General features: G+C 68.4%; 26 protein-coding genes and 1 other RNA gene. 19 read left to right on the top strand and 8 right to left on the bottom strand.

Features of this window, described 5'->3' with window-relative positions:
* Positions 1–37 precede the first annotated feature (37 nt).
* The 4 genes from AC3DE2_RS01790 to AC3DE2_RS01775 form a co-directional block, all read right to left on the bottom strand.
* Complete coding sequence (locus AC3DE2_RS01790) at positions 38–2,209, bottom strand: RelA/SpoT family protein (RefSeq protein WP_295380010.1); 2,172 nt, start codon at positions 2,207–2,209, stop codon at positions 38–40.
* A 128-nt stretch (positions 2,210–2,337) separates the two neighbouring features.
* Positions 2,338–2,637 carry a DNA-directed RNA polymerase subunit omega gene (gene rpoZ / locus AC3DE2_RS01785; protein ID WP_141453999.1) on the bottom strand — a complete coding sequence of 100 codons (300 nt, stop codon included), beginning with the start codon at positions 2,635–2,637 and terminating at the stop codon, positions 2,338–2,340.
* 134 nt (positions 2,638–2,771) lie between these two features.
* On the bottom strand, positions 2,772–3,392 hold the full coding sequence (gmk, locus tag AC3DE2_RS01780; RefSeq protein WP_295380037.1) for a guanylate kinase: 621 nt from the start codon (positions 3,390–3,392) through the stop codon (positions 2,772–2,774).
* Positions 3,389–4,249 carry a YicC/YloC family endoribonuclease gene (locus AC3DE2_RS01775; protein WP_488424813.1) on the bottom strand — a complete coding sequence of 287 codons (861 nt, stop codon included), beginning with the start codon at positions 4,247–4,249 and terminating at the stop codon, positions 3,389–3,391. The genes gmk and AC3DE2_RS01775 overlap by 4 nt, the downstream gene beginning before the upstream one ends.
* Before the next feature lie 118 nt (positions 4,250–4,367).
* Here AC3DE2_RS01775 and rph point away from each other — a divergent pair, with 118 nt between their 5' ends.
* The 7 genes from rph to pepQ all read left to right on the top strand — a co-directional run bounded on the left by rph (position 4,368) and on the right by pepQ (position 11,656).
* Entirely contained in the window at positions 4,368–5,093 is a 726-nt protein-coding gene (gene rph, locus AC3DE2_RS01770; protein WP_295380070.1) for a ribonuclease PH, read from the top strand.
* Positions 5,094–5,143: 50 nt separating this feature from the next.
* Entirely contained in the window at positions 5,144–5,536 is a 393-nt protein-coding gene (locus AC3DE2_RS01765) for a VOC family protein (RefSeq protein ID WP_488424812.1), read from the top strand.
* Between the two features lie 49 nt (positions 5,537–5,585).
* Positions 5,586–6,176, top strand: a complete 591-nt coding sequence (gene rdgB, locus AC3DE2_RS01760; protein WP_488424810.1) for an RdgB/HAM1 family non-canonical purine NTP pyrophosphatase — start codon at positions 5,586–5,588, stop codon at positions 6,174–6,176.
* 48 nt (positions 6,177–6,224) lie between these two features.
* The gene (gene hemW, locus AC3DE2_RS01755; protein ID WP_488424808.1) at positions 6,225–7,400 is read left to right on the top strand and encodes a radical SAM family heme chaperone HemW; all 1,176 of its coding nucleotides are present in this window, start codon (positions 6,225–6,227) and stop codon (positions 7,398–7,400) included.
* Between the two features lie 85 nt (positions 7,401–7,485).
* The gene (locus tag AC3DE2_RS01750) at positions 7,486–9,906 is read left to right on the top strand and encodes a DUF1631 domain-containing protein (RefSeq protein WP_488424807.1); all 2,421 of its coding nucleotides are present in this window, start codon (positions 7,486–7,488) and stop codon (positions 9,904–9,906) included.
* On the top strand, positions 9,903–10,247 hold the full coding sequence (locus AC3DE2_RS01745) for a PilZ domain-containing protein (RefSeq protein WP_295380088.1): 345 nt from the start codon (positions 9,903–9,905) through the stop codon (positions 10,245–10,247). The genes AC3DE2_RS01750 and AC3DE2_RS01745 overlap by 4 nt, the downstream gene beginning before the upstream one ends.
* 68 nt (positions 10,248–10,315) lie before the next feature.
* Complete coding sequence (gene pepQ, locus AC3DE2_RS01740) at positions 10,316–11,656, top strand: Xaa-Pro dipeptidase (protein WP_295380098.1); 1,341 nt, start codon at positions 10,316–10,318, stop codon at positions 11,654–11,656.
* A gap of 93 nt (positions 11,657–11,749) precedes the next feature.
* On the opposite strand, the gene AC3DE2_RS01735 is transcribed toward pepQ, so the two are convergent.
* A complete protein-coding gene (locus AC3DE2_RS01735) occupies positions 11,750–13,075 on the bottom strand; it encodes an aminopeptidase P N-terminal domain-containing protein (protein WP_488424805.1) in 1,326 nt (441 codons plus the stop codon).
* Entirely contained in the window at positions 13,075–13,629 is a 555-nt protein-coding gene (locus tag AC3DE2_RS01730) for a UPF0149 family protein (protein ID WP_488424803.1), read from the bottom strand. Before AC3DE2_RS01730 ends, AC3DE2_RS01735 begins: the two co-directional genes overlap by 1 nt.
* 135 nt (positions 13,630–13,764) lie before the next feature.
* On the opposite strand from AC3DE2_RS01730, the gene AC3DE2_RS01725 reads away from it, so the two are divergent.
* From AC3DE2_RS01725 to AC3DE2_RS01685, 9 genes are all read left to right on the top strand, one after another.
* Positions 13,765–16,023, top strand: a complete 2,259-nt coding sequence (locus tag AC3DE2_RS01725; protein WP_295380129.1) for a putative bifunctional diguanylate cyclase/phosphodiesterase — start codon at positions 13,765–13,767, stop codon at positions 16,021–16,023.
* Positions 16,024–16,081: 58 nt separating this feature from the next.
* Entirely contained in the window at positions 16,082–16,300 is a 219-nt protein-coding gene (locus AC3DE2_RS01720) for a TIGR02449 family protein (RefSeq protein WP_295380139.1), read from the top strand.
* The gene (locus AC3DE2_RS01715; RefSeq protein ID WP_295380145.1) at positions 16,297–16,596 is read left to right on the top strand and encodes a cell division protein ZapA; all 300 of its coding nucleotides are present in this window, start codon (positions 16,297–16,299) and stop codon (positions 16,594–16,596) included. The genes AC3DE2_RS01720 and AC3DE2_RS01715 overlap by 4 nt, the downstream gene beginning before the upstream one ends.
* Positions 16,597–16,685: 89 nt before the next feature.
* Positions 16,686–16,872: non-coding RNA, 6S RNA (gene ssrS / locus AC3DE2_RS01710), on the top strand.
* 267 nt (positions 16,873–17,139) lie between these two features.
* Positions 17,140–17,742 carry a 5-formyltetrahydrofolate cyclo-ligase gene (locus AC3DE2_RS01705; protein WP_488424802.1) on the top strand — a complete coding sequence of 201 codons (603 nt, stop codon included), beginning with the start codon at positions 17,140–17,142 and terminating at the stop codon, positions 17,740–17,742.
* Positions 17,739–18,209 carry an EVE domain-containing protein gene (locus AC3DE2_RS01700; protein WP_295380150.1) on the top strand — a complete coding sequence of 157 codons (471 nt, stop codon included), beginning with the start codon at positions 17,739–17,741 and terminating at the stop codon, positions 18,207–18,209. The genes AC3DE2_RS01705 and AC3DE2_RS01700 overlap by 4 nt, the downstream gene beginning before the upstream one ends.
* Before the next feature lie 5 nt (positions 18,210–18,214).
* On the top strand, positions 18,215–18,868 hold the full coding sequence (gene rpiA, locus AC3DE2_RS01695; protein WP_488424800.1) for a ribose-5-phosphate isomerase RpiA: 654 nt from the start codon (positions 18,215–18,217) through the stop codon (positions 18,866–18,868).
* Between the two features lie 34 nt (positions 18,869–18,902).
* Positions 18,903–19,364 (top strand): DUF192 domain-containing protein, encoded by a 462-nt coding sequence (locus AC3DE2_RS01690; RefSeq protein ID WP_295376523.1) that lies wholly within the window; start codon positions 18,903–18,905, stop codon positions 19,362–19,364.
* A 38-nt stretch (positions 19,365–19,402) separates the two neighbouring features.
* Positions 19,403–20,251, top strand: a complete 849-nt coding sequence (locus tag AC3DE2_RS01685; protein WP_488424799.1) for a SirB1 family protein — start codon at positions 19,403–19,405, stop codon at positions 20,249–20,251.
* Between the two features lie 131 nt (positions 20,252–20,382).
* On the opposite strand, the gene AC3DE2_RS01680 is transcribed toward AC3DE2_RS01685, so the two are convergent.
* The gene (locus AC3DE2_RS01680) at positions 20,383–20,574 is read right to left on the bottom strand and encodes a rubredoxin (RefSeq protein ID WP_295376518.1); all 192 of its coding nucleotides are present in this window, start codon (positions 20,572–20,574) and stop codon (positions 20,383–20,385) included.
* 65 nt (positions 20,575–20,639) lie between these two features.
* Here AC3DE2_RS01680 and thiE point away from each other — a divergent pair, with 65 nt between their 5' ends.
* The 3 genes from thiE to AC3DE2_RS01665 all read left to right on the top strand — a co-directional run bounded on the left by thiE (position 20,640) and on the right by AC3DE2_RS01665 (position 23,308).
* Entirely contained in the window at positions 20,640–21,290 is a 651-nt protein-coding gene (gene thiE, locus AC3DE2_RS01675; RefSeq protein WP_488424798.1) for a thiamine phosphate synthase, read from the top strand.
* Positions 21,291–21,398: 108 nt separating this feature from the next.
* Positions 21,399–22,691: a glutamate-1-semialdehyde 2,1-aminomutase gene (gene hemL / locus AC3DE2_RS01670; RefSeq protein ID WP_488424796.1), complete on the top strand. Its 1,293-nt coding sequence runs from the start codon at positions 21,399–21,401 to the stop codon at positions 22,689–22,691.
* A complete protein-coding gene (locus AC3DE2_RS01665; RefSeq protein WP_488425236.1) occupies positions 22,691–23,308 on the top strand; it encodes an HAD-IA family hydrolase in 618 nt (205 codons plus the stop codon). Before hemL ends, AC3DE2_RS01665 begins: the two co-directional genes overlap by 1 nt.
* Positions 23,309–23,510: 202 nt before the next feature.
* On the opposite strand, the gene AC3DE2_RS01660 is transcribed toward AC3DE2_RS01665, so the two are convergent.
* On the bottom strand, positions 23,511–24,740 hold the full coding sequence (locus tag AC3DE2_RS01660) for an acetylornithine transaminase (protein WP_488425235.1): 1,230 nt from the start codon (positions 24,738–24,740) through the stop codon (positions 23,511–23,513).
* Positions 24,741–24,801 lie beyond the last annotated feature (61 nt).

Below are 24,801 nucleotides of genomic sequence, written 5' to 3'. Positions count from 1 at the left end.
CTCCTACAGACGGATTTGTGCGCAAAACAGCTCCACGCTACTGGCGGCGGACGCCGTGGACGACGTTCAGGCGGCGCAGCCGGCGCATCACTTCGGCCAGGTGGTTGCGGTCGCGCACCTGGATGGAGAAGCGCAGCACCGCCACGTTGATGTCGCGTTCCAGGTACTCCACCCGCTCGATGTTGGACTGGCTCTTGGCCACCGCGGCGGCGACCTGGGCCAGCACGCCGGGCCGGTTTTCCACATCGATCAACAACGACGCGTCATAGTCGCCGGTGACGTTGGCGTCCCAGGCGATCGGCACCCAGCGCTCGGGCGACTTGCGGAATTCGACCACGTTGGGGCAATCCATCCGGTGCACCACGATGCCCTTGCCGGCGGTGTGGTAACCCATGATCTCGTCGCCGGGGATCGGCTGGCAGCAGTTGGCGAAACTGACCACGCCGCGCTCGGTGCCCGTGATGAGGATCTTTTCCTGTGAGTGGCGCGAATGGCCGCCGGCGCGCAGTTCGGCATGCGCGGTCAGGGCCTGCGCGGCCTGCGCCGGCATCCAGTTGCCCAGCGCGACGTCGGCCAGCAGCGCTTCCAGGCGCGGATAGCGATGCTCGGCCAGGAAGGTGTCCAGGCGCTGCTGCGGCAACCGCTCCAGCGAACTGTCCAGTTCCTCCAGCGCGCGATCCAGCATGCGGTGGCCCAACTGCACCGCGTCCTCGTGCTCCAGTTGCTTGAGCTGGTGGCGGATGGCGGTGCGGGCCTTGCTGGTGACCACGAATTCCAGCCACTGCGGCTTGGGCGCGGCGGACTTGGCGGTGATGATTTCCACGCTCTGCCCGCTGGCCAGCTTGGTGCGCAGCGGCACCAGCTTCTTGTCCACCCGCGAAGCCACCGCCTGGTTGCCGACATCGGTGTGCACGGCGTAGGCGAAATCGAGCGCGGTCGAATTCCTCGGCAGCGACAGGATCTTGCCCTTCGGCGTGAACAGGTAGACCTCGTCCGGGAACAGATCGACCTTGACGTTCTCCAGGAACTCCAGCGACGAACCCGCGGCGCGCTGGTTGTCGATCAGCTCGCTGATCCAGGCATGCGCGCGGTTCTGCGCGCTGTTGGGCGAATCGGTGCCGAACTTGTAGGTCCAGTGCGCGGCGATGCCGCGCTCGGCGATGAGATCCATCTCCTGGGTGCGGATCTGCACTTCGATGGGCGATCCGTACGGACCGAACAGCACCGTGTGCAGCGACTGGTAGCCGTTGGCCTTGGGAATGGCGATGAAGTCGCGGAAGCGCCCATCCAGCGGTTTGTATTGCGCGTGCACCGCGCCGAGGGCGTGGTAGCAGGAAGGCACCGAATCGACCACCACGCGGAAGCCGAACACATCCATCACCTGATCGAAACTCTTTCCTTCCGAGCGCATCTTGTTGTAGATGCTCCACGGCGTCTTGATGCGGCTGACCAGGCGATGCTCGATGCCCTCCTTGGTAAGTCGCTGGGAAAGATGCGCCTCGATCTGGGCCATCGATTCGCGGCGCATCACCGGCTGGCTGCGGATGTGCTTGTCGATCACCGCATGCCGCCACGGATGCAGCGCGCGGAAGCCGAGATCCTGCAGTTCCGACTTGACCAGGTTCATGCCCAGGCGCTGGGCGATGGGCGCGTAGATCTCCAGGGTCTCGCGGGCGATGCGCTGGCGCGCCTCGGCGCTCTGCGCGCCGAGCGTGCGCATGTTGTGCAGGCGGTCAGCCAGCTTGATCATGATCACGCGCAGATCGCGCGACATCGCCAGCAGCATCTTGCGGAAGCTCTCGGCGGCCGCTTCCTGGCGATCCCGGAACTTCAGCTTGTCCAGCTTGGTGACCCCATCGACCAGTTCGGCCACCGACTCGCCGAACTCCCCCGCGATCCCATCGCGGGTCAGCGGGGTGTCCTCGATGGTGTCGTGCAGGATTGCGGCGATCAGCGTCTCGGCGTCCATGCCCAGTTCGGCCAGCACGCCGGCCACCGCCACCGGATGGGTGATGTAGGGCTCGCCGGATTTGCGGGTCTGCCCGGCATGCGCGGCGGCGCCGACTTCCCAGGCGCGGCGCAGCAGCGGCAGCTGTTCCCTGGGCAGGTAGCGCGCGGTCTTTTCGAATTGGGCGAGATAGTCCGGCACGCCGTCGCCGTGCGACGAAGCGGGGGTACGGAGCGCCTTGGCGGTACGGCCTGGGTTCATGACGCCAGCCTAGTGCAGACGTGGCGGGACGGCAAACCCGGAAAACGCGAAAAGCCCGCTCGCGCGGGCCTTTCCGATGAAAGCGGCAATGCAGGCGTCGCGGGATTTTCCCGCGCCGGCGGCCTGCCTCAGTCGTCGCCCTTGGACATGTCTTCGTCGGCGACCACTTCGGCGGCGGCCCATTCCAGCGCCTCGCGCTCGGCCCGCTCGCGCTCGGCCTTCTCGACGCGGTCGATCAGATCGTTGTCGATCTTGCGGGCGGCGATTTCACGCAGCGCCAGCACGGTCGGCTTGTCGGCGGTTTCGCTGTTGTCGATGGTGGATTCGACGCCATTGGCGAGCTGGCGGGCGCGCTTGGCGGCCATCGTGACCAGTTCGAAACGGTTGTTGACGACTTCCAGGCAATCTTCGACGGTGATGCGGGCCATGCGGGCTCCCGGCGACCCAGGGGCCGCGCGATGAATAGGGAAAGGGGCGGCGATTGTACGGCCTCGGCTGGCCCCAGGCAACCGTTTCTTTATAAATCAGTCAGTTAAACGACAAAAAGCCCCCGGCCCGGCGCCTACCCGGCCAGCAGGGCCCCGATCAGCGCTTCGTGCCGCTGCTGCTGGGCCTCCCGGCGCAGGCGGCTGGCGGTGAAGATGGCGTGCATCTGCGCGCAGGCGGTTTCGAAGACGTCGTTGACGATCACGTAGTCAAACTCGTCGTAGTGCGACATCTCCTCGCGGGCGGCGGCCAGCCGGCGCTGGATCACTTCCTCGCTGTCCTGGCCGCGCGCGTGCATGCGCTGCTCCAGCGCATCGCGCGAGGGCGGCAGGATGAACACGCTGACCGCGTCCGGCACCTTCTCGCGCACCTGGCGCGCGCCCTGCCAGTCGATTTCCAGCAGCACGTCCTTGCCGGCGCACAGTTGCGGTTCCACCGACTGCCGCGCGGTGCCCTTCCAGTCGCCGTGCACCAGCGCGTATTCGAAGAAATCGCCGGCCCGGATCATCGACTGGAACTCGTCGGCGCTGATGAAATGGTAGTGCTGGGCATGCCGTTCGCCGGGGCGCGGCGCGCGCGAGGTGAACGAAATCGACAGCGCGATTTCCGGGTCCCGCGCCAGCACGGCGTTGACGATGCTGCTCTTGCCCGCGCCCGAGGGCGCGGCGACGATGTAGAGGGTGCCGCGGCGGCTCATTCGATGTTCTGCACTTGTTCGCGGATCTGGTCGATCAGGACCTTCAGCTCGACCGCCAGGTTGGTGGTGCGGGTGTCCACCGACTTCGAGCCCAGGGTGTTGGCCTCGCGGTTGAACTCCTGCAGCAGGAAGTCCAGGCGACGGCCGACCGGTTCGGCCTGCTTGAGGACGCGGCGGATTTCCTTGACGTGGCTGTCCAGCCGATCCAGTTCCTCGTCCACGTCCAGCTTCTGCAACCACAGCACCAGTTCCTGTTCCAGCCGGCCGGGATCCGCGGGCTGGGCCAGATCGGCCAGGCGGGTTTCCAGCTTCTGCCGCTGGCCGGCGCGGATGGCCGGAATCAGTTCGCGCACTTCGGCGGCGCGCGCGGCGATCGCGTCGACGCGCTCCAGGATGGCGGCGACCAGCTTCTGTCCCTCGCGCTCGCGGGCGACGACGAACTGATCGACCACCGCTTCCACCAGTGCCAGCGCCTCGGCCTGCAAGGTCGCCTGGTCCACCGCCTTGCCCTGCAGCACGCCGGGGAACTGCAGCAGGTCGGCGAACTCGGTGCGCAGGGCGGGGAATCGCGAATGCAGATCCAGCGCCAGTTCCGACAGTTGGCCGACCAGCGCCGGGTTGATCTGCAGCGTGCCCTCGCCCTCCGGGGCGCGCAGGCGCAGGGTGAAATCGAGTTTGCCGCGCGACACCCGCGCGGAAACGCGTTCGCGCAGGGCCGGTTCCAGCGTGCGCAGCTCTTCGGGCAGGCGCGTCCCCAGTTCCAGGAAACGATGGTTGACCGCGCGCAGTTCGCCGGTCAGCGTGCCACCGGAGGTGGTGCGTTCGACGGCGGCGAAGGCGGTCATGCTGCGGATCATGGGAAAACCCGGTCGGATCGAAAGCGCGAATGGTACCCTAGCGCGCCCCGGTCGGCCGAATCCGCGGGCCCTCCGGCCCACGCGGTCCACCGCTCCTCCCTCCAGCCGAGTTCCCTGCATGTCCGTCCTTCGTCCCAGCGGCCGCCTCCCCGATCAAATGCGCGAGGTCCGCATCGAGCGCGGCTACACGCGCCACGCCGAAGGTTCGGTGCTGATCCGCTTCGGCGAAACCCGGGTGCTGTGCACCGCCAGCGTCGAGAACAAGGTGCCGTCGTTCCTGCGTGGCAAGGGCGAGGGCTGGATCACCGCCGAATACGGCATGCTGCCGCGCGCCACGCATACCCGCGGCGATCGCGAGGCTTCACGCGGCAAGCAGGGGGGGCGCACGCTGGAAATCCAGCGCCTGATCGGTCGCGCGCTGCGTGCCTGCGTGGATCGCGCTGCGCTCGGCGAGCGCACCATCACCCTGGACTGCGATGTGATCCAGGCCGATGGCGGCACTCGCACCGCCGCCATCACCGGCGCCTATGTCGCCTTGGCCGACGCGATTGGCTGGCTGCGCCAGCGCAACGAAATCAAGCGCGACGTGCTGCTGGGCGCGGTCGCCGCGGTGTCGGTGGGCATCTACCGCGGCGCGCCGGTGCTGGATCTGGACTACGCCGAAGACAGCGATTGCGACACCGACATGAACATCGTGATGAACGATGGTGGCGGCTTCATCGAACTGCAAGGCACCGCCGAGGGGCACGCGTTCCGGCGCGACGAACTGGACGCGCTGCTGGCGCTGGGCGAGAAGGGCACGGCCGAGCTGTTCGCGGCCCAGCAGGCCGCACTGGCCGGCTGACACGACACCGCGCGCGGCCCCTTTCCCATCTCCCCCGGCTCTCCCCTCCGATGCGCCAGACGCTCAGCCTGATTACCGTGGTGGTCGACGACTACGACCGGGCCATCGCCCACTACACCGGCGCGCTCGGCTTTGAACTGCGCGAGGACACCGACCAGGGCGACGGCAAGCGCTGGGTGCGGGTGGCGCCGCCGGGTGCGCGCGAAACCTGCCTGCTGCTGGCGGTCGCCGGCAATGACGCCCAGCGCGCGCGCATCGGCGACCAGACCGGCGGCCGGGTCGGCTTCTTCCTGGAGACCGACGACTTCCATCGCGATCACGCGCGGATGCTGGCGCGGGGCGTGGAATTCCTGGAAACCCCGCGCGAGGAAAGCTACGGCACGGTCGCGGTGTTCCGGGATGCCTATGGCAACCGCTGGGACCTGCTGCAGCTCAAGTCCTGAATCCACCCGGGCATCACCCCACGAATCCTCCCCCGACGGATCCTCCCCCGTGAAACTGGTCCTCGCCTCCTCCAACGCCGGCAAACTCGAAGAACTCCGCCACCTGCTGGCCGATACCGATATCGAGCTGATCGCGCAGTCCGACCTCGGCGTGACCGATGCGGACGAAACCGCCACCACCTTCGTCGAGAACGCGCTGATCAAGGCGCGCCACGCGTCCCGCCTGACCGGCCTGCCGGCGCTGGCCGACGACTCCGGCATCTGCGTCGACGCCCTCAATGGCGCGCCCGGCCTGTATTCGGCGCGCTACGCCGGCGAACACGGCAACGCGAGCCGCAACATCGACAAGCTGCTCGAGGCGCTCAAGGGCGTTCCCGACGAACAACGCAGCGCGCACTTCTACTGCGTGCTGGTGCTGCTCCACCATGCCGACGATCCGCAGCCGTTGATCGTGGAAGGCGAATGGCGCGGGCGCATCCTGCACGGGCGCCGCGGCAACGGCGGGCACGGCTACGACCCGGTGTTCCTGGACCCGGAACTGGGCCATTCGGCCGCGGAACTGGAAACCGCGTTCAAGAACCGCATCAGCCACCGCGGCCGGGCCCTGGCCGCGCTGCGCGAGCGCCTGACCTGGTCCTGAGCCCCGCCGGGCGCGGGCGTGCGGGCACCCCGCCCCGCAGCCGCCGGAATGCGGGAAAATGATCCGGCCATGCTGATCCCGCCGCCGCTGTCGCTGTACGTGCACCTGCCCTGGTGCGTCCGCAAATGCCCCTACTGCGATTTCAACTCGCACCAGGGCAAGGGCGCATTGCCGTTCGACGACTACGTCGATGCCCTGATCCGGGACCTGGATTTCGACCTGTCGCTGGTCTGGGGACGCACGGTGCATTCGGTGTTCTTCGGCGGCGGCACCCCGAGCCTGTTTCCACCGGAGGCCATCGACCGCTTCCTGCAGGCCGCAGCGGCGCGGTTGCGGTTCGCCCCGGGCCTGGAAGTCACCCTCGAGACCAATCCGGGCACCGCCGAACACGGCCGCTTCGATCGCTACCGTGCTGCCGGGGTCAACCGCATCAGCTTCGGCATCCAGAGTTTCGACGACGGCTGCCTGCAGCGGCTGGGCCGCATCCATGACAGCGGCGAAGCGGAGGCGGCCGTGAAGCTGGCGCAGGACGCCGGTTTCGACAATTTCAACCTGGACCTGATGTACGCCCTGCCCGAGCAGACCCTGGCGATGGCCGAGCGCGACCTGGAGCGGGCCTTCGCCCTGCAGCCTGCGCATGTCTCCCATTACCAGCTCACCCTCGAGCCGAACACGATCTTCTTCGCCCGCCCGCCCCGGGGCATTCCCGACGATGACGGCGCGTGGGACATGCAGGCGCACTGCCAGGCGCTGCTGGCCGAGGCCGGTTTCGGCCACTACGAGACCAGCGCCTACGCGCGCCCGGATCGGCAGTGCGCGCACAACCTCAATTACTGGCGTTTCGGCGACTACCTGGGCATCGGGGCCGGTGCCCACGGCAAGATCACCCTGGGTGCCGAACAGGCCGTGCTGCGGCGCTGGAAGATCAAGCACCCCACCGCCTACCTGGCGGCGGCCGGCGGCGCCCAGGCCCTGGGCGGCGACGATCGCATACCGCCGGAGCAGCGCCCGTTCGAGTTCATGCTCAATGCCTTGCGCCTGCACGAGGGATTCCGCGCCGTCGACTTCGAACACCGTACCGGCCTGGCCCTGGCGACGGTGGAGGCGCCGCTGTCGCGCGCGCTGGCCGCCGGGTGGTTGCGGCAGGAGGCGGATCGGTTCATTCCGACCGAACTGGGACGGCGTTTCACCAACGACGTGGTGTCCGCGTTCCTGGCCGACTGACGCCCGCCCTCACCCGGCCCCCACGTGGTTCGGTCCAGCATCCCGGAAATGTGATAATTGTGGCTTCAGGGGAGATCCACCGCACGTGACCGCCATCCCACCGCCACCGCCGAGCACTGCCGCAGGCAGCCTGGCCAGCGCTGCGCTGCCGCCGCGCGTGCGCAAGCTCCTGCGCGGTTTCTTCGAGCACATCGCCAGCGACATCATCCAGTCGCTCAACGCGATGCTGCCGGAATACGAGCAGGCTTTGTTCAAGCAGGCCGAACAGGCGCGCAGCGACAACCGCCAAGCCGAATTCTTCAACAATCTCCGCGCCCTGCAACGCAACCGCGGCGAATTCGTCCCGCATTTCATGTTCGCACTGGAAGCCGAACTGGCCGCGGTGCGCACGCCTCCCGAACGCACGCGGGCTCCCGCACCCAGTGGCATCGAGTTTCGTACCCTGACCCTGGTGGAAGACGCGGCGATGGACGAGGAAATCGTCCTCAGCGATATCGCCCGGCGCCACGAAGCCCGAGCCGCGCAGGCACTGTTGCTGCTGGGCCAGCGCTTCGGCGCGCTGGGCGGCGCGCCCGCCTTCGACAACGAACGCCTTCCGGTCGGGCCACAGGGCCTGTGCCGGATGCTCAAGCTGGCCACGCGCACCCTGGAACTTGATCTGGAGGAACGGCTGCTGCTGTACCGCACCTTCGATCACAAGGTGATGGGCAACTACCACGAGTGGGCGGAAACACTGAACCAGTACCTGTCGCAGGAAGGGCTCCTGCCGGGGCTGATCTATCTGCCACGCCGCACCCGCGCGGTGGACGCATCCGCGCCCGCCCGCCCCGGAGCCCAGGCCCTTGATCGCGCGCCTGGGCGGAGCCCGGCCGACCGCCCGCTGACCGGCTGGCACGGCCCGTCCACACCTTCGGCGTGGACCATCCCCACGGCTGGACCCGGCATGCCGCCGCCGTTGCCGGACACCGGACCGGGCGTGCAGGCACCGGCCGACGGCGGTCCGAGCTTCGAACTCCTGCAGCAACTGCTGGCCGCCCGGCGCCAGGCGGCCGCGCGTTTCAGCGAACCGGCTGCCACCCGTTTTGGCGGCATGGCCAGCTCGGGCATGCCGTCACCAGGCACGGCAACCGGCGCACAGGCGGCTTCCACCGCCGCCCCAGGTTCCACCGACGGCGCCCGCCGCCTGGTGCCGACCCCGGACGTGCTGTCCGCCCTGCAGGCCCTGCAGGGCGTGGCCACGCCACGCATCGAGGGACAGGCGCGCCGCAGCCTCAAGGACATCCAGCAGGCGCTGCTGGCACGCGCGCGCCAGCAACATGGCGAGCAGGCCACGCTGGCGGCCCCGGACGCGGACACCTTCGAACTGCTGGGCCTGCTGTACAACGAGGTCGAGCGCGAGGTGCGCCAGGAATCGCCGGCCAGCGATCTGCTGACCCGCCTGCAGGTGCCGCTGGCGCAGGTCGCCCTGCGCGATCGCGAGTTCTTCCTGCGGCCGGAGCATCCCGCCCGCGAACTGCTCAACGCGGTGGCCGAGTCCGGCGCCACCTGGCAGACCGACGATGATCTGGATCCACGCCTGCTGCACCAGTTGCACCAGTCGGTGGATTTCGTGGTCAAGCACTACCACGGCGATGAGGCGGTGTTCGCCCAGGCCAACCAGGAAGTGCAGCGGCACCTGGAAGCCGCGGCACGCAAGGCGGAACTGGCCGAGCGCCGGCACGTCGAAGCCGCACGCGGCAAGGAACGCCTGGAGATTGCCAAGCAGCGCGCAAGCGAGACCATCGAGGCCGCCTTCAACGAACAGCAACCGCCGCGTTTCGTGCAGGCGCTGGTCAACCAAGCGTGGGCGGACGTGCTGACCCTGACCCAACTGCGCCAGGGCGAACACTCGGATGAGTGGACCGAACAGTTGCAGACCACGCTGCAGATCGTCGCCGCCACTACCGCGCCGGCCGATGCGCCGAAAGACCCGCAACTGCCGCAGCGCATCGAGAAGGCCCTGTTGCAGGTCGGCTATCACGACGAAGAGGCCCAGGCCATCGCCCGCCGGCTGTCCAGCGCCGATGGCGAGGACGATGGCACCTCGAAGACCGAGCTGACCGCCAAACTGAAGGCGCGTGCGAGGCTGGGCGAGCAGAACATGGTCCGGCGCCAGCCGATCCAGCCGCGCTCGCCGAAAGAACAGGAATGCTACGAAATGCTGCGCTCGCTGCCGTTCGGCACCTGGTTCGAATTCACCCTCAACCAGCAGGGGGACGTGCAGCGCCAACGCCTGTCCTGGTTCAGTCCGGTCACCGGCCACGCGTTGTTCGTCAACCAGCGGGGGCAGCGCACCGGCGAACATTCGCTGGACAGCCTGGCGCGGCTGATGGCGCAGGGCCAGGCGCAGGTGGTCACCGAAGACAAGGGCCGATTGATCGACCGCGCCTGGAACGCCACGCTGCGCGCGCTGCGCAGCCTCACCGGAATGGCCAGGTCCGCGGATATCGGAGGAGACGGCGCATGATCCAGGAATTCCGCCGCGCCCGCCGCCGCAATGTCCCCGAGCCCGTGGCGGTCATGGATACCCTCACCGATCAGCTGATCGGCCGGCTGGGCAACGTGTCCGAATCCGGCATGCTGCTGATCGCCAATGCGCCGATCGTGGAGGACGCGATCTACCAGTTGCGCTTCCACCTGCGCGCGGTCGGTGGTCGCGAGATGCCGATCGAGGTCGGCGCGCACGTGTTGTGGATGGCCGCGGCGAACACGCCCGGACAGGGTTTCGCCGGGTTGCGCTTCCTGACCATCGAGCCGACGCAACTGGACGCGCTGCGCGCCTGGGTGAACGCGCCCGGTCCCGGCTGAGCGCCGGGCACGCGAAAGCCCGGCGCGAATGCGGCAAAATGCGGGTTTCGCCCGCAAGAGCCGCCGTCATGAACGCTTCCGCCCCACTGGCCACCGAACTCGCTCCGCTCTACGCCGATCACCTGGCGCTGATGAAGCGGCGCGCCGACGAAGCCCTGGCGCGCGGCGGTTTCGATCACCTGGTCGTGCCCAGCGGCAGCCTGCACTACCAGGTGTTCGACGATCGCGACTATCCCTACGCCGTCAACCCGCAGTTCAAGGCCTGGCTGCCGCTGACCCGGGTGCCCGACAGCTGGCTGGTGTACACGCCGGGCCAACGGCCAAAAGTCATCTACCACCAGCCATTCGACTACTGGCACGTGGTTCCGGCCGCACCCGGCGGCTGGTGGGTGGACCACTTCGACATCCACATCATCCGCAAGCCCGACGACGCGCGCGCGTTGTTGCCCGGTCCCGCCGCCCGCTGCGCCATCCTCGGCGAGCCGCAGAGCGCACTGGGCGATCATGTCCCGAACAACCCGGAAGCGGTGGTCAACTACCTGGAGTACCAGCGCTCGTACAAGTCCGCCTATGAAATCGCCCTGATGCGCGAGGCGCAGCGGCTGGCGGTGCGCGGGCACCGTGCGGCGGAGGCCGCATTCCGCGAAGGACGGAGCGAGTTCGCCATCCACATGGCCTACTGCGCCGCAGTCGGCCAGGATTCGGCCGAACTGCCGTACGGCAACATCGTGGCCCTGAATGAACATGGCGCCGTGCTCCACTACATGGAACTGGATCGCGGCGCGCCGGCCGAACACCGCAGCTTCCTGATCGATGCCGGCGCCAGTTTCCACGGCTACGCCAGCGATATCACCCGGACCTACGCGACCGACGCCGCCGGCGAATTCCAGGCGCTGATCGACGCGGTCGACCAGGCGCAGATCGCGATGGGCCAGGCGGTGCGCGCGGGCGTCGACTACCGGCAACTGCACCTGGACGCGCATTTGCGCCTGATGGGCATCCTGAAGGAGTTCGGCGTGCTGAGGATCTCGCCCGAAGCCGCGGTGGCCAACGGCGTCAGCTTTGCGTTCTTCCCGCACGGCCTGGGCCATCCGATCGGCCTGCAGGTGCATGACGTGGCCGGCTTCGCCGAGAACGATCGCGGTGGCCGCATCCCGCGTCCGGAAGGACACCCCTACCTGCGCATGACCCGCGTGCTCGAACCGGGCATGGTGGTGACCATCGAACCGGGGCTCTATTTCATCGACATGCTGCTGGACGAGGTGAAGAAGAACGGCCACGCCGACAGCATCGACTGGGCGCGGGTGGACGCGTTCCGTCCCTATGGCGGCATCCGCATCGAGGATGAGGTGCTGTGCACCGACGGCGATGCGGTCAACCTGACCCGGCCGGCGTTCGCGGCGGGTTGATCAGCCCGCCCCTGTAGGGGCGACGTCAGTCGCGGCCGTATTCCGCGACAAAAGCGTCGCGATTGACGTCGCTCCTACGAGTAATGGGGCCTTTCAGCCGGCCATCGCGGCCTCGATCTCGTCCGCGCTGCGGGCCAGGCCATCGGTCAGGACCCGGGGGGGGCCCTGCTCGGTGATGACCACGTCGTCCTCGGTGCGGATGCCGATGCCGCGCCATTTCTCGGCGACGCTGGTGTCGTCCGGCGACACGTACAGCCCGGGTTCGATGGTGAAGGCCATGCCCGGTTCCAGCAGGCGTGATTCGCCCTCGATGCGGTAGTCGCCGACGTCGTGCACGTCCAGGCCCAGCCAATGACCGGTCTTGTGCCGGTAGAAGCGGCGGTAATGGCCCTCGGCGAGGTTGCGTTCCAGCGAGCCCTTCAACAGGCCCAGCCGCAGCAGGCCTTCGGTCAGCACTTCCACCGCCGCGACGTGGCCGGCCTCGTAGGGCCGGCCCGGCAATGCCTGCGCCAGCGCCGCCTGCTGGGCCTGGCCGACCAGATCGTGCAGCGCGCGCTGCGCCGGACTGAAGCGGCCATTGACCGGGAAGGTGCGGGTGATGTCGCTGGCGTAGCCGCGGAATTCCGCGCCGGCGTCGATCAGCACCAGCTCGCCGTCCTTCGCGGTGCCGTTGTTGGCGCGGTAATGCAGGACACAGGCATTGGCCCCGGCACCGACGATGCTGCCGTACGCGGGCCAGGCGTCGTTGGCGCGGAACACGCGCTCGACATCGGCCTGCAGTTCGTATTCGCGGATACCGGGCCGGGCCGCGCGCATCGCCGCCCGGTGCGCTTCGATGCTGATGTCGGCGGCGCGCTGCATCAGCTTGAGTTCGTCCCTGGACTTGAACAGGCGCAGATCGTGCAGCAGGTGTCCCAGTTCCAGGAACTCATGCGGCGGCTGCGCGCCCTGGCGCACCTGCGCGCGCACGTGGCGGACCCAGCCGATCAGCTTGAGGTCGAAATCGGCGTCGCGGCCGAAGTGGTAGTAGACGCGCGAGCGTCCTTCCAGCAGCCCCGGCAGGATCTCGTCCAGATCCTCGATCGGGTAGGCATCGTCCATGCCGTACTCGTCGACCGCGCCTTCCTGGCCGGCGCGCGGGCCGTCCCAGCTTTCACGCTCGGGATCGCGCTCGCGGCAGAACAGCAGCACCTCGCCGTGACGTCGGCCGGGTACCAGCACCAGCACCGCCTCCGGCTCGGGGAATCCGCACAGGTACCAGAAGTCGGAATCCTGCCGGTAGGGATAGTGGGTGTCGTGGCTACGCACGCGCTCGGGGGCCGCTGGCAGCACCAGGATGGCGTCGTTGCCCGCCATCCGCATCAATTGCTTGCGCCTGCGCGCGAACTCCGCCGCGGACAGCCCCGTCTGGGCCTTCATCAGTTCAGCCGCTTGCGGTGGCGCGGCCCCATCACGCAGTCGCCATGCAGCAGGAGCGCCGCGATCCGCACGTACTCCTCGATCTCCGAGAGCGCGTCCTCGTCTTCCTGTTCGTCGCCGCCTTCCGGGCTGGCCTGGGCCAGCCGGGCCAGATCCTGGAGCGCTTCGGCGCCTTCCTCCGACAGCGGCGGATGTGCACCGGCGGCCAGCCCGAAACTGCCCAGGAACCCCCTGCACCATGCGAACAGCGCGTCGGCGCGATCCACCGTGCTGGTTTCACCGTCGGGCAGCAGCAGTTCGAAGGCGAAACTGCGATCTTCCAGTTGCGCCACGCTGGCCGTGCGCAGGCGGTCCAACGCGCTGCCGGGCTGCGGCGTCGGCAACTGCGGATCCGCGAGCGCGCGGGCCGGCCAGTCGGCCACGTCCGCACCGCCGCCGGCGAGCCAGCCGCACAGTGCGCCGTGGAGTTCGGCCGGGTCGGCGGCGAGCTGCTGCTGGCGCGAGACTTCGCCGATTTCGGCGTAGGAAGGGAGATCGGACGGCTGATGAGACATGGATTAACGCAATCCGCGAACGGGTTCGGACAGACGGGGAAGTGTAGCAACGAAAAGCCTCCGGGCCGCTTGTTGTGCCCGTTCGCCCGCCCCTACACTGGCCCATCTCCCGGCTCCGGACGGCCCCGCGCCTACATGCTCTCCGCACTTGCCGCCGTGACCCATCCCGGTTGGCCGCTGTCCGCGCGCCTGCCACTGCTGGCGCTGGCGCTGCTGGTGCTGGCGGGCGTCGCGCTGGTGGCCACCCGTCGCCACTGGCGCCCCTGGCTGGAGGCGCGGCGCGCGCCGCCGGAACCCGTGCGCACGGAATCCACGCGTTCCCGCGACGAACGCCTGAAGCTGGCCCTGTGGGCCTCCGGCGAGCATTTCTGGGATTACGACCTGGTCCAGCGCAAGCTCTACCGGATGCGCGCGGACGAGACCGCCCTGCACTCCTCCGACATCACCGTGTTCACCCGCCACGGCGAAGTGCCGCCGATCCATGCCGACGACATGCCATTGGTGATGGAACGCCTTCGCCTGCACCTGCAGGGCAAGGCGCCGCTGTTCATGTCGGAACACCGCATGGACATGGCCCAGAACGGCAACTGGATCTGGGTGCGGGCGCGCGGTCGGGTGGTCGAGCGCGATCCGGAGGGCCGTCCCGTCCGCATCGCCGGCACGGCCCGCGACATCACCCTGAGCCGCAACGCCGAGTACGAACACCGCATCGCCGGCGAAGTCATGCGCAGCATGAACGAGGCGGTGGCGGTGCTGGACTGGGCCCACCACTTCATCACCATCAATCCCGCCTTCACCCGCATCACCGGCTACAGCGAGGACGAGGTGATCGGCCAGCCGGCACGGATGCTGGACAGCGATCAGCACGATGAAGCCTTCTTCGAACGGATGAACGCCGAACTGCTGCACACCGGGCACTGGTCCGGCGAAGTCTGGAAGGTGCGCAAGGACGGCGAGGAAATCCTGTGCCGGATCGAGACCAACGTGGTCCCGGACGCTTCCGGCGAGCGCCAGCTCTACGTGCAGGTGCTGACCGACATCACCGAGCAGAAGCGCGCCGAACAGGAGCTGCGCTACCTGGCGAACTACGACACCCTGACCAGCCTGCCGAACCGCTCGCTGCTGTCAGAGCGGCTGTCGCGCGCCATCGTCCGCGCCCGCCGCGAACAGGGCCACGTGGCGGTGCTGTTCATCGATCTGGATCGCTTCAAGGACATCAACGACTCGCTCGGCCACGCCACCGGCGACCGGATCCTGCGCGCGGCCGCCTCGCGGGTGCAGCAGACCGTGGGCGCCCAGCACACGGTGGCGCGCCTGAGCGGCGATGAGTTCACCGTGGTGCTGGAGGACATCGAGTCACTGGCGGACGCGGAGCGGATCGCCCAGCAGATCATCGACGCCTTCCGCACGCCGCTGAACTTCGGCGAACGCCTGGAGATGTCGGTGTCGCCCTCCATCGGCATCAGCCTGTACCCGCAGCATGCGCAGGTGCCGACCGAGCTGCTCAAGCACGCCGACACCGCGATGTACCAGGCCAAGGCGATGGGCCGCCATACCTACCAGGTGTATTCCGAATCGATGGACGAGAAGACCCGCCATCGCGCCATCCTGGCCAGCGCGCTGCGACGGGCGCTGGAACGCAACGAGCTGTCGCTGGTGTTCCAGCCGCGGCTGGCGATCGCCGCGCAGCGGATCACCGCGGTGGAGGCGCTGATGCGCTGGGACAGCCCGGAGTTCGGCATGGTGTCGCCGGCGCAGTTCATTCCGCTGGCGGAAGAATCGGGCCTGATCCTGGAGATTGGCGCCTGGGCGCTGCGTGAGTCCTGCAGGCTCATGCGCAGCTGGCACGACCTGGGCCTGGAGGAGCTGACCGTGGCGGTCAACATCTCCGCCATGCAACTGCAACGTGGCGATCTGCCCGCGGTGCTGGCACGGATCCTGGCCGAGACCGGCATCCCCGCCGACCGGCTGGAACTGGAACTCACCGAAAGCGTGGTGATGGCCAATCCGGAGCAGAACGCCGACACCCTGCGCGCCTGCCGCCGTCTGGGCATCTCGCTGGCCATCGACGATTTCGGCACCGGCTATTCCTCGCTGGCCTACCTGAAGCGCCTGCCGCTGACCACCCTCAAGATCGACCGCGAGTTCGTCGGCGATCTGCCCAACGACGGCGACGACGCCGCCATCACCAGCACCATCATCACCATGGGCCGCTCGCTGGCGCTGAAGGTCATCGCCGAGGGCGTGGAAACCTACGACCAGTTCGAGTTCCTGCGCGACCACGGCTGCGACGAGGTCCAGGGCCATTGGGTCTCGCGCGCGCTGGAACCGGAACAGTGCCTGCAGTTCATCCAGGAGTACTATCCCGGTTCGGGCATGCGCGCGGTCTCCTGAACGGGGCGCCGCCGCACGCCCTTGACCGGCCTCCGGCCCCGCCCCTATCGTGCCGCCCATGGACAACGACCCGCTGGAACAGATCCGACGCCTCTCCGCGCGCATCCAGACGCTGGCCGATCGTTGCCAGCAACTGGCCGACGAGAACCGCAGCCTGCGCCACCAGCAGGAACAACTGGTCGGCGAACGTTCGCAATTGCTGGCCAAGAACGAGCAGGCCCGCTCGCGCGTGGAAGCGATGATCAGCCGCCTGAAGTCCCTGGAGCAGCACACGTGAGCGCCAACGAGCCGGTCAGCGTCCACATCCTCGATCGCGAGTACACCGTCGGCGTGGAGCCGGAGGAGCGCAGCAGCCTGATGGCGGCGGCCAAGCTGCTGGACAGCAAGATGCGCGAAGTGCGCGGCAGCAACCGGATGGCCGCGGTGGATCGGGTGGCGGTGCTGGCCGCGCTGAACCTGGCACACGAATTGCAGCAGTTGCGCGACGAGCGCGGTTCGCGCGATCGCGAACTATCGCGCGCGCTCGACGATCTGCACCGCAGGCTGGACGAAGTGCTCGACGCACCGCGTTAGTGCATTGATCGCGCACGGTCGCGAACCGCGACTGAATTTGACCGACGAACGGACTAGGCAATTTCGGACGGGCCGCTATACTGGCGCTGCGTCCTCTGCTGTGAACGACAGCGCGCGCAAACATTCGCCTTGTCCCTTAATGACGACCACGGGATGGCAACGGTAGCCGGGAGTGCAGGTCCGCCTTCGCAGCGGGAAGCCCGATGGATATCCAGCCTTCCCACTTGAACCCCGGGTTCAAGGTCGTTTCGCGAGCATCGCCATGGCGGAGGACGTATTTTTCCCGCGCAGCAGCGCCGTCAGTCGCGACCCGGCCGGTCTTGCCATCCACCTTCTGCCGGATTGCTTCACGACGAAGCCGTCGTTACCCGGACCGTACTCCCGCGGCCGCGACTGACGGCGCTGCTGCCTTCCGGCTCTCTCCCCGCCTTATCTTCCTCGTTGTTGCGGACCGGAACGATGTCCCGGCGGGTGCCCGCGCGCAGGCGAGCCGCGGCGGCTTGGCATAAAATCGCCCGCCATGGATTCGCACCACCCACCCACATGAGTTCAGACCGCGACGCGCTCCGGCGCGACCTGCGCCAGCGCCGCCGCGCGATTCCCGCCGCACAACGCATCGCGGCCGCCGATGCGCTGGCCGAGCGGCTGCGCGCGCTTCCCTTCCTGCCCGCATCCGGCTACGCCGCCGGCTACTGGGCCATGGACGGCGAAATCGGCCTGCACAACTGGCAGCTGCGCCTGCCCGATGGCCTGGTCTATTGCCTGCCGGTACTGCGCGCGGACAACACCCTGGGCTTCGCCCCCTGGCGCCCCGGTGATGCGCTCGTCACCAACCGCTTCGGCATTCCCGAGCCGGACATCGAGCCCGCCTCCGCGCTCGGCCCGGAACAGATGGCGCTGGTCCTGATGCCGCTGGTGGGTTTCGATGGCGACGGCCATCGCCTGGGCATGGGAGGCGGCTGGTACGATCGCAGCTTCGGCTTCCGCCAGCGCTCGGCGGCTCCGCCCTGGCTGGTCGGCGTCGGTTTCGCCACCCAGCAGGTCGACGCGCTGGCCCCTGCCGCCTGGGACGTTCCGGTGGACGCCATCTGCACCGAGCGCCAGACCCTGTTCCCGTCCCGCAGCCCCCACGGAATGCCCGCATGACCGCCCGCAAGCGCTATTGGCTGATGAAGTCCGAACCGGACGCCTTCTCCATCGACAATCTGAAGAAGGTTGGCGTGGAACCGTGGAACGGGGTGCGCAACTACCAGGCGCGCAACTTCATGCGCGATGGCATGCAGGTCGGCGACGGCGTGCTGTTCTATCACTCCAACTGCCCGGTGCCGGGCATCGTCGGCGTCGCCAAGGTCGCCAGCGCCGCATACCCGGACCCGACCCAGTTCGACAAGAAGAGCGACTACTACGATCCCAAGAGCAAGCCCGAGGAGCCGCGCTGGGTGCTGGTCGATGTCGCCTTCGAGCGCAAACTCAAGCGCACCATCCCGCTGGATGAAATCAAGCAGCAGGCCGATGCGCTGGGCGAAGGCTTCGCGCTGATCGCCCGCGGCAACCGCCTGTCCGTGCTGCCGGTCACCGCCGCGCAGTGGAAACACCTTCTTTCCATGGAATGACCCTCGTGTCGCAGAACGAACACAAGCGCCTGGCCGGCGAAAAGGCCATCGATTTCGTCGAGGACGGCATGATCGTCGGCGTCGGCACCGGTTCCACCGTCGCCTACTTCATCGATGCCCTGGCGCGGATCAAGGATCGCATCGCCGGCGCGGTTTCCAGTTCCGATCAGAGCACCGAGCGCCTGCGCCGGCATGGCATCGAGGTCATGGATCTCAATGCCTCCGGCACGCTGTCCCTGTACGTGGACGGCGCCGACGAGTGCGATCCGCACAAGCGCCTGATCAAGGGCGGTGGCGCGGCGCTGACCCGCGAGAAGATCATCGCAGAGGCCAGCCGCAAGTTCGTCTGCATCATCGATCCGGTCAAGCAGGTGCCGGTGCTGGGCAAGTTCCCGCTGCCGGTGGAAGTCATCCCGATGGCGCGCAGCCTGGTCGCACGCGAGATCCTAGCGATGACCGGCGGCCAGCCGGTCTGGCGCGACGGCGTCACCACCGACAATGGAAACTGGATCCTGGACGTGCACAACTTGTCGATCGTCGATCCGATCGGGCTGGAACGCGAACTCAACCAGATCCCCGGCGTGGTCAGCGTCGGACTGTTCGCGCGCCGTCCGGCGGACGTGGTGATCATCGGCGGCGAACCGCCGCAGGTGCTGTAGTCCCCTTTTCCGTCCCGCGCCCGCAGGAGGCAGCATGCTCTACCGTATTCTCGTTACCGGATTGCTGGCGCTGGGTGGATCGCTGTCGCTGAGCGGATGCGCCAGCGCCGATGGCCGCTGGGTGGAAATCGGCGGCCAGCGTTACCAGGTGGAGATCGCCGACGACGATGCCGAGCGTGCGCGTGGCCTGATGTTCCGCGACGTCCTGGCCGATGGCACCGGCATGCTGTTCATCCACGACCGCGAGGAACCGCAGGCGTACTGGATGAAGAACACCCGGATTCCGCTGGACATCCTGTACTTCGACGACGAGCGCAAGCTGGTCGCCCAACGCCGCAACACCCCGCCCTGCTCGGCCGGTGACGCCTGCCCGTCCTACCCGAGCGATGCGCCGGCCCGCTACGTGCTGGAACTGAACGCCGGCGAAGCCGATCGCCTCAAGCTGGAGGACGGCGCTGAACTGCATCTGGGCAAGGGCATCGCGCCGGCCCGCTAGGGCTTGATTGCGGGAAGAAATGGCCCCAGTCTGGCGGCATGGGGGAACACCTCACATTGCCGGATTGGAGCAGCCTGGCGACCCGCGCCGACGAGGCCCTGCCGCTGCTGGAAACCGCGCTGCTGATCGCGCGCGACGAATATCCCGACCTGGATGCCGATCTGTACGACACGCTGGTGCAGAGCCACGTCGCCCACCTGCGCCACGAGATAGACGCGATCGCGTCCTGGCCGCTGAAGATGGCGGCGATCAATCGCCACCTGTTCGAAGAACTGGGCTACGGTGGCGATCACGAGGAGTACTACGATCCTCGCAACAGCTACCTCAACCAGGTGTTCGAGCGCCGCCTGGGCAATCCCATTTCGCTGGCGATGGTGCAGATGGAAGTCGCGCGCCGGTTGGGCGTGCCGCTGGACGGCGTTTCCTTCCCCGGTCATTTCCTGGTGCGCCTGCCGGTGGACGATGGCCTGCTGGTGATGGATCCGTTCAACGGCGGGCGTCCGCTCGGCGCCGACGAGCTGCGCGAGCGCGCCCGTCCGCACTTGGGCGGCGACATTCCCGATGACAACGCGCTGCTGCGGATCCTGGATCCCGCCAGCCACCGCGCGATCCTGGTGCGCGTGCTGCGCAACCTGCATGGCGTGTACGCCGAACGCGACGAGTGGGACCGCGCCGCGCGCAGCGCCGACCGCGTGCTCAAACTGATTCCGGACCAGGCCGAGGCCCTGCGCGATCGCGGCTTGGCCTACCTGAAGATGGAACACCTCGGCGGCGCTCGCCAGGATCTGGCGCGCTACCTGCAACTGGCGCCGGAAGCCAACGACGCCGTCGATCTGCGCGAGCGCCTGGTCGAACTGAACGCCGCCCCGCCTTCGCGGATGCATTGAGGGCGGGGATTGGGGACTCGAAGCCTGACCTTCTGACGGGAGTCAGCGCATCCGCGTGGAGCGGAGCTTGCTCCGCTGCCCTGGACGCCGCCTTTCCTGCCCTCCATCCCGGGACCCGGGCGAGCCCGGCTCTACGGCACTTCGACCATCTCGAAGTCATCCTTGGTCACGCCGCAGTCCGGGCAGGTCCAAGTGTCGGGAATATCCTCCCAACGCGTGCCGGGCGCGATGCCTTCTTCCGGCAAGCCGGCCGCTTCGTCGTAGAGGAAGCCGCAGACCACGCACATCCAGGTGCGGTAGGTGGTGGCGGTGGCGTCGGTCATCGGATAATGCGTGCGGGTGGGCCGTTGATTGTCCCACTCCCGCTCCCGCACCGGAAGTTTCGCCGATGAATTCCCCCTGGCCGGAAGGCTCGGCCCGCGACCAACCGCCGCGCGGCCTCTACCTGATCACTCCCGAGGAGCCCGACACCGCGCGCCTGCTCGCGCGGGTCGCGCCCCTGCTCGACGAGGGCGTCACCTGGCTGCAGTACCGGCAGAAGGGTGCCGACGCCGCGCTCAGGCGGGAACAGGCCCGTGCCCTGCAGGCGCTGTGCGCGCAGGCCGGGGTTCCGCTGATCATCAACGACGACGTCGAACTGGCCGTTGCCGTGGGCGCGGCCGGCGTGCACCTGGGCGAGGACGACGGCGATCTGGCCGCCGCGCGCGCGCACTTGGGCACGGCCGCCATCGTCGGCGCCTCCTGCTACGACGACCTGGACCGCGCCCGTCGCGCGGTCTCGGCCGGCGCCAGCTACGTCGCCTTCGGCGCATTCTTCCCGACCCGCAGCAAGGCCACCACCCGGCGGGCGTCGCCGGCGCTGCTGACCGACGCCGCCGGCCTCGGCGTGCCCCGGGTGGCGATAGGCGGCATAACCCCGGACAATACGCCTGCGCTGGCCGCCGCCGGCGCCGATCTGGTGGCGGTCATCGGCGGCGTCTTCGACGCCGTCGACCCTGTCGGCGCGGTGCGCGCCTACCGTCGGGGCTTTGCCGGCTAGCCGGCGCGCGGCTGTGGGAGCGACGCCCGTCGCGATGCAGCTTTCCCGGCGTTCCTTCGCGGCCCAGGCCGCTCCCACCGGACGCCTTCCCGCCTGTTTGGAACCCAGATGAACCACGATCAGTCCCACGCCCTGTTCTCCCGCGCCCAGCAACTGCTCCCCGGTGGCGTCAACTCGCCCGTGCGCGCGTTCAAGTCGGTCGGCGGCGAGCCCTTCTTCGTGCAGCGCGCCGACGGCGCATTCCTGTACGACGTGGATGGCAACCGCTACATCGACTACGTGGGTTCATGGGGACCGATGATCGTCGGCCACAACCATCCGGCGGTGCGCGAGGCGGTGCAGGCCGCCATCCAGAACGGCCTGTCGTTCGGCGCACCGTGCCCGGCCGAGGTCACCATGGCCGAAACCATCACCCGGCTGGTGCCGTCCTGCGAGATGGTGCGCATGGTCAACTCCGGCACCGAGGCCACGCTGTCGGCGATCCGGCTGGCGCGCGGCGCCACCGGCCGCAACCGGATCGTCAAGTTCGAAGGCTGCTACCACGGACACGGCGATTCGTTCCTGGTCAAGGCCGGTAGCGGCATGCTGACCCTCGGCGTGCCGACCTCGCCGGGCGTGCCGGCGGGCCTGAGCGAGCTGACCCTGACCCTGAGCTACAACGATTTCGATGGCGCGACCGCGCTGTTTGAACAGTACGGACCGGAAATCGCCTGCCTCATCATCGAACCGGTGGTCGGCAACGCCAACTGCCTGCCGCCGCGCGAGGGCTACCTGCAGCACCTGCGCGCGCTGTGCACACAGCATGGCGCGCTGTTGATTTTCGACGAAGTGATGACCGGCTTCCGCGTCGCCCTCGGTGGCGCGCAGGCGCACTACGGCATCACGCCCGACCTGAGCACCTTCGGCAAGGTCATCGGCGGCGGCATGCCGGTCGGGGCCTACGGTGGCCGTCGCGAACTGCTGTCGCAGATCGCTCCGGCCGGCCCGATCTACCAGGCCGGCACGCTCAGCGGCAATCCGGTGGCGATGGCCGCCGGCCTGGCGATGCTGGAACTGATCCAGGCGCCGGGCTTCCATGCCGGACTGACGGACGCGACGAACGCGCTGTGCGATGGCCTGGAAGCGGCGGCGCGCGACGCTGGCGTCCCATTCACCACCACCCGCGTCGGCGGCATGTTCGGCATGTTCTTCACCGATCAGTACGTGGACACCTATGCGCAGGCGGTGGCCTGCGACATCGGCGCGTTCAACCGCTTCTTCCACGCGATGCTGGAGCGCGGCGTGTTCCTTGCGCCGTCGGCGTTCGAGGCCGGCTTCATGTCCAGCGCGCACGATCCGGCGATCATCGAGCAGACCATCGCCGCCGCGCGCGAGGCGTTCAAGGTGGTCGCGGCGGGATGATGGTGCCGCCGCGCATCGAGCGGATCCTGTTCGACTTCGACGGGGTCCTGGCGCACTACCATCACGAGCAGCGCATCGCCCACCTCGCCGGTTACGCCGGCGCCGAGCACGAACGCGTGCGCGAGGTGCTGTTCACCTCCGGGCTGGAAACCGAATACGACGGCGGCCGGATCAGCACGGCGCTGTACCTGTCACGCCTGGGCGAAGGCATTGCCCGGGCGATCGACGAGGACACCTGGATCGCCTCACGGATGGCCGGCAGCCATGCCGATGCGGCGGTGCTGGAACAGATTCTCGCCCTGGATCCCGCTCTGGAACTGGGCGTGCTCACCAACAACGGCCTGCTGATGTCGCAGGCCATCCCGCGCATCGTCGCGCCGATCCATCCACGCATCGAGGGCCGTGTGCTGTGCAGCGGCGCGCTGCAGCTGCGCAAGCCCGAGCCGAGGATCTACACGCTGGCGATGGAACGGTTGGGCTGGGATGCCGCGCGCACGCTGTTCGTCGATGACGTGTTCGCCAACGTCCAGGGCGCGCGCGGCGTGGGCCTGCATGCCGAGACCGTCAGCGACGCGGCGAGCCTGCGGCAGGTCTTCAAGCGCTACCGGCTGGCCTGACGCCTGCTGGATTGTAGGAGCGACGTCGGTCGCGACCGCGATATACACGGCATCCGGACAGCTTCCATCACGTCAATACCTGCCGGCGGGACGGACTCCCGGCGGCACCGCCCGTGCCTGCACATGTCCGGTCCCGTTCAAGGCGCGTTCCAAGGACGTTCCAGGTCGGCGGTCGCGACTGGCGTCGCTCCTGCATTTGCCGTTATTTCCCGGCAAACTGGCGCAGCGCCGCATGCAGGCGCCTGCAGCCCTCGGCCAACTCCTCGTCACTGATGTTCAGCGCCGGCACGAAGCGCAGCACGTCCGGGCCGGCCTGCAGCAGCAGCACACCCTGGGCGGCGGCATGGTCGAGGATTTCGCTGGCGCGTCCGGCGTAGGCCGGCTTGAGCACCGCGCCCAGCATCAGGCCACGACCACGCACCAGCGAGAACAGGCCCAGTTCGGCATCGATCCCGGCCAACGCCTTGCGCAACGCCGCCGACTGGCGCGCCACGTTGTTGGCGATGGCCGGCGCTGCCAGCTTGCGCAATGCGACACGCGCGACCGCCGCGGCCAGCGGATTGCCACCGAAGGTAGTGCCGTGGGCGCCGAACTGCATGGCCTCGGCCACCTTCGGGCCGGCCAGCATGGCGCCAATCGGGAAGCCGCCGCCCAGCGCCTTGGCCAGGGTGACGATGTCCGGCGTGACCCCGTCCTGCCAGTGCGCGAACAGGGTGCCGGTGCGGCCCATGCCGGACTGGATCTCATCCAGCACCAGCAGCGCGCCGTGGTGATCGCACAGCTCGCGCACCGCGCTCAGGAATCCGGGCGCGGCCGGCATCACTCCGCCTTCGCCCTGCACCGGCTCCAGCATCACCGCGGCCACGTCGCCGGCGGCCATCGCGATTTCCAGCTGGGTGAGGTCGTTGAAATCGACGTAGCGGAAGCCGCCGGGCAGCGGTTCGTAGCCTTCCTGGTACTTCGGCTGCGCGGTCGCGGTGACCGTGGCCAGGGTGCGGCCATGGAAGCTGCCGCGGAAGGTCACGATGACGCGCTTGTCCGGCGTCCGGCCCTGGCCGGCGGCCCACTTGCGGACCAGCTTGATCGCCGCTTCGTTGGCCTCGGCGCCGGAATTGCATAGGAACACGCGGCTGGCGAAGCGCGAGGACGCGACCAGTTCCTCGGCCAGCCGCAGCGGCGGCTCGCTGTGGAAGACGTTGCTGGTGTGCCACAGCTTGCCGGCCTGCGCGACCAGCGCCGCCACCAGGTCCGGATCATTGTGGCCCAGGCCGCACACGGCGATGCCCGCGGACAGATCGACGTACTCGCGGCCCTCGCTGTCCCAGATGCGCGCGCCCTGGCCGCGTTCGAGCACGAGCTCGCGCTGGCGGTAGATGGGCAGGTAGTACTGCTTGCCCTTGGCGAGCAGTTCGGACGCGGGGCTGGCGGTCATGGCGGCGGCGGACGGGATGTGCGAGTCCGTCATTGTCGCTGATCCGCGCGCAGGACGGGGA

It is taken from the genome of Pseudoxanthomonas sp. 68-E7, assembly GCF_057773145.1.
This window is presented reverse-complemented; position numbering and strand designations above follow the sequence as displayed.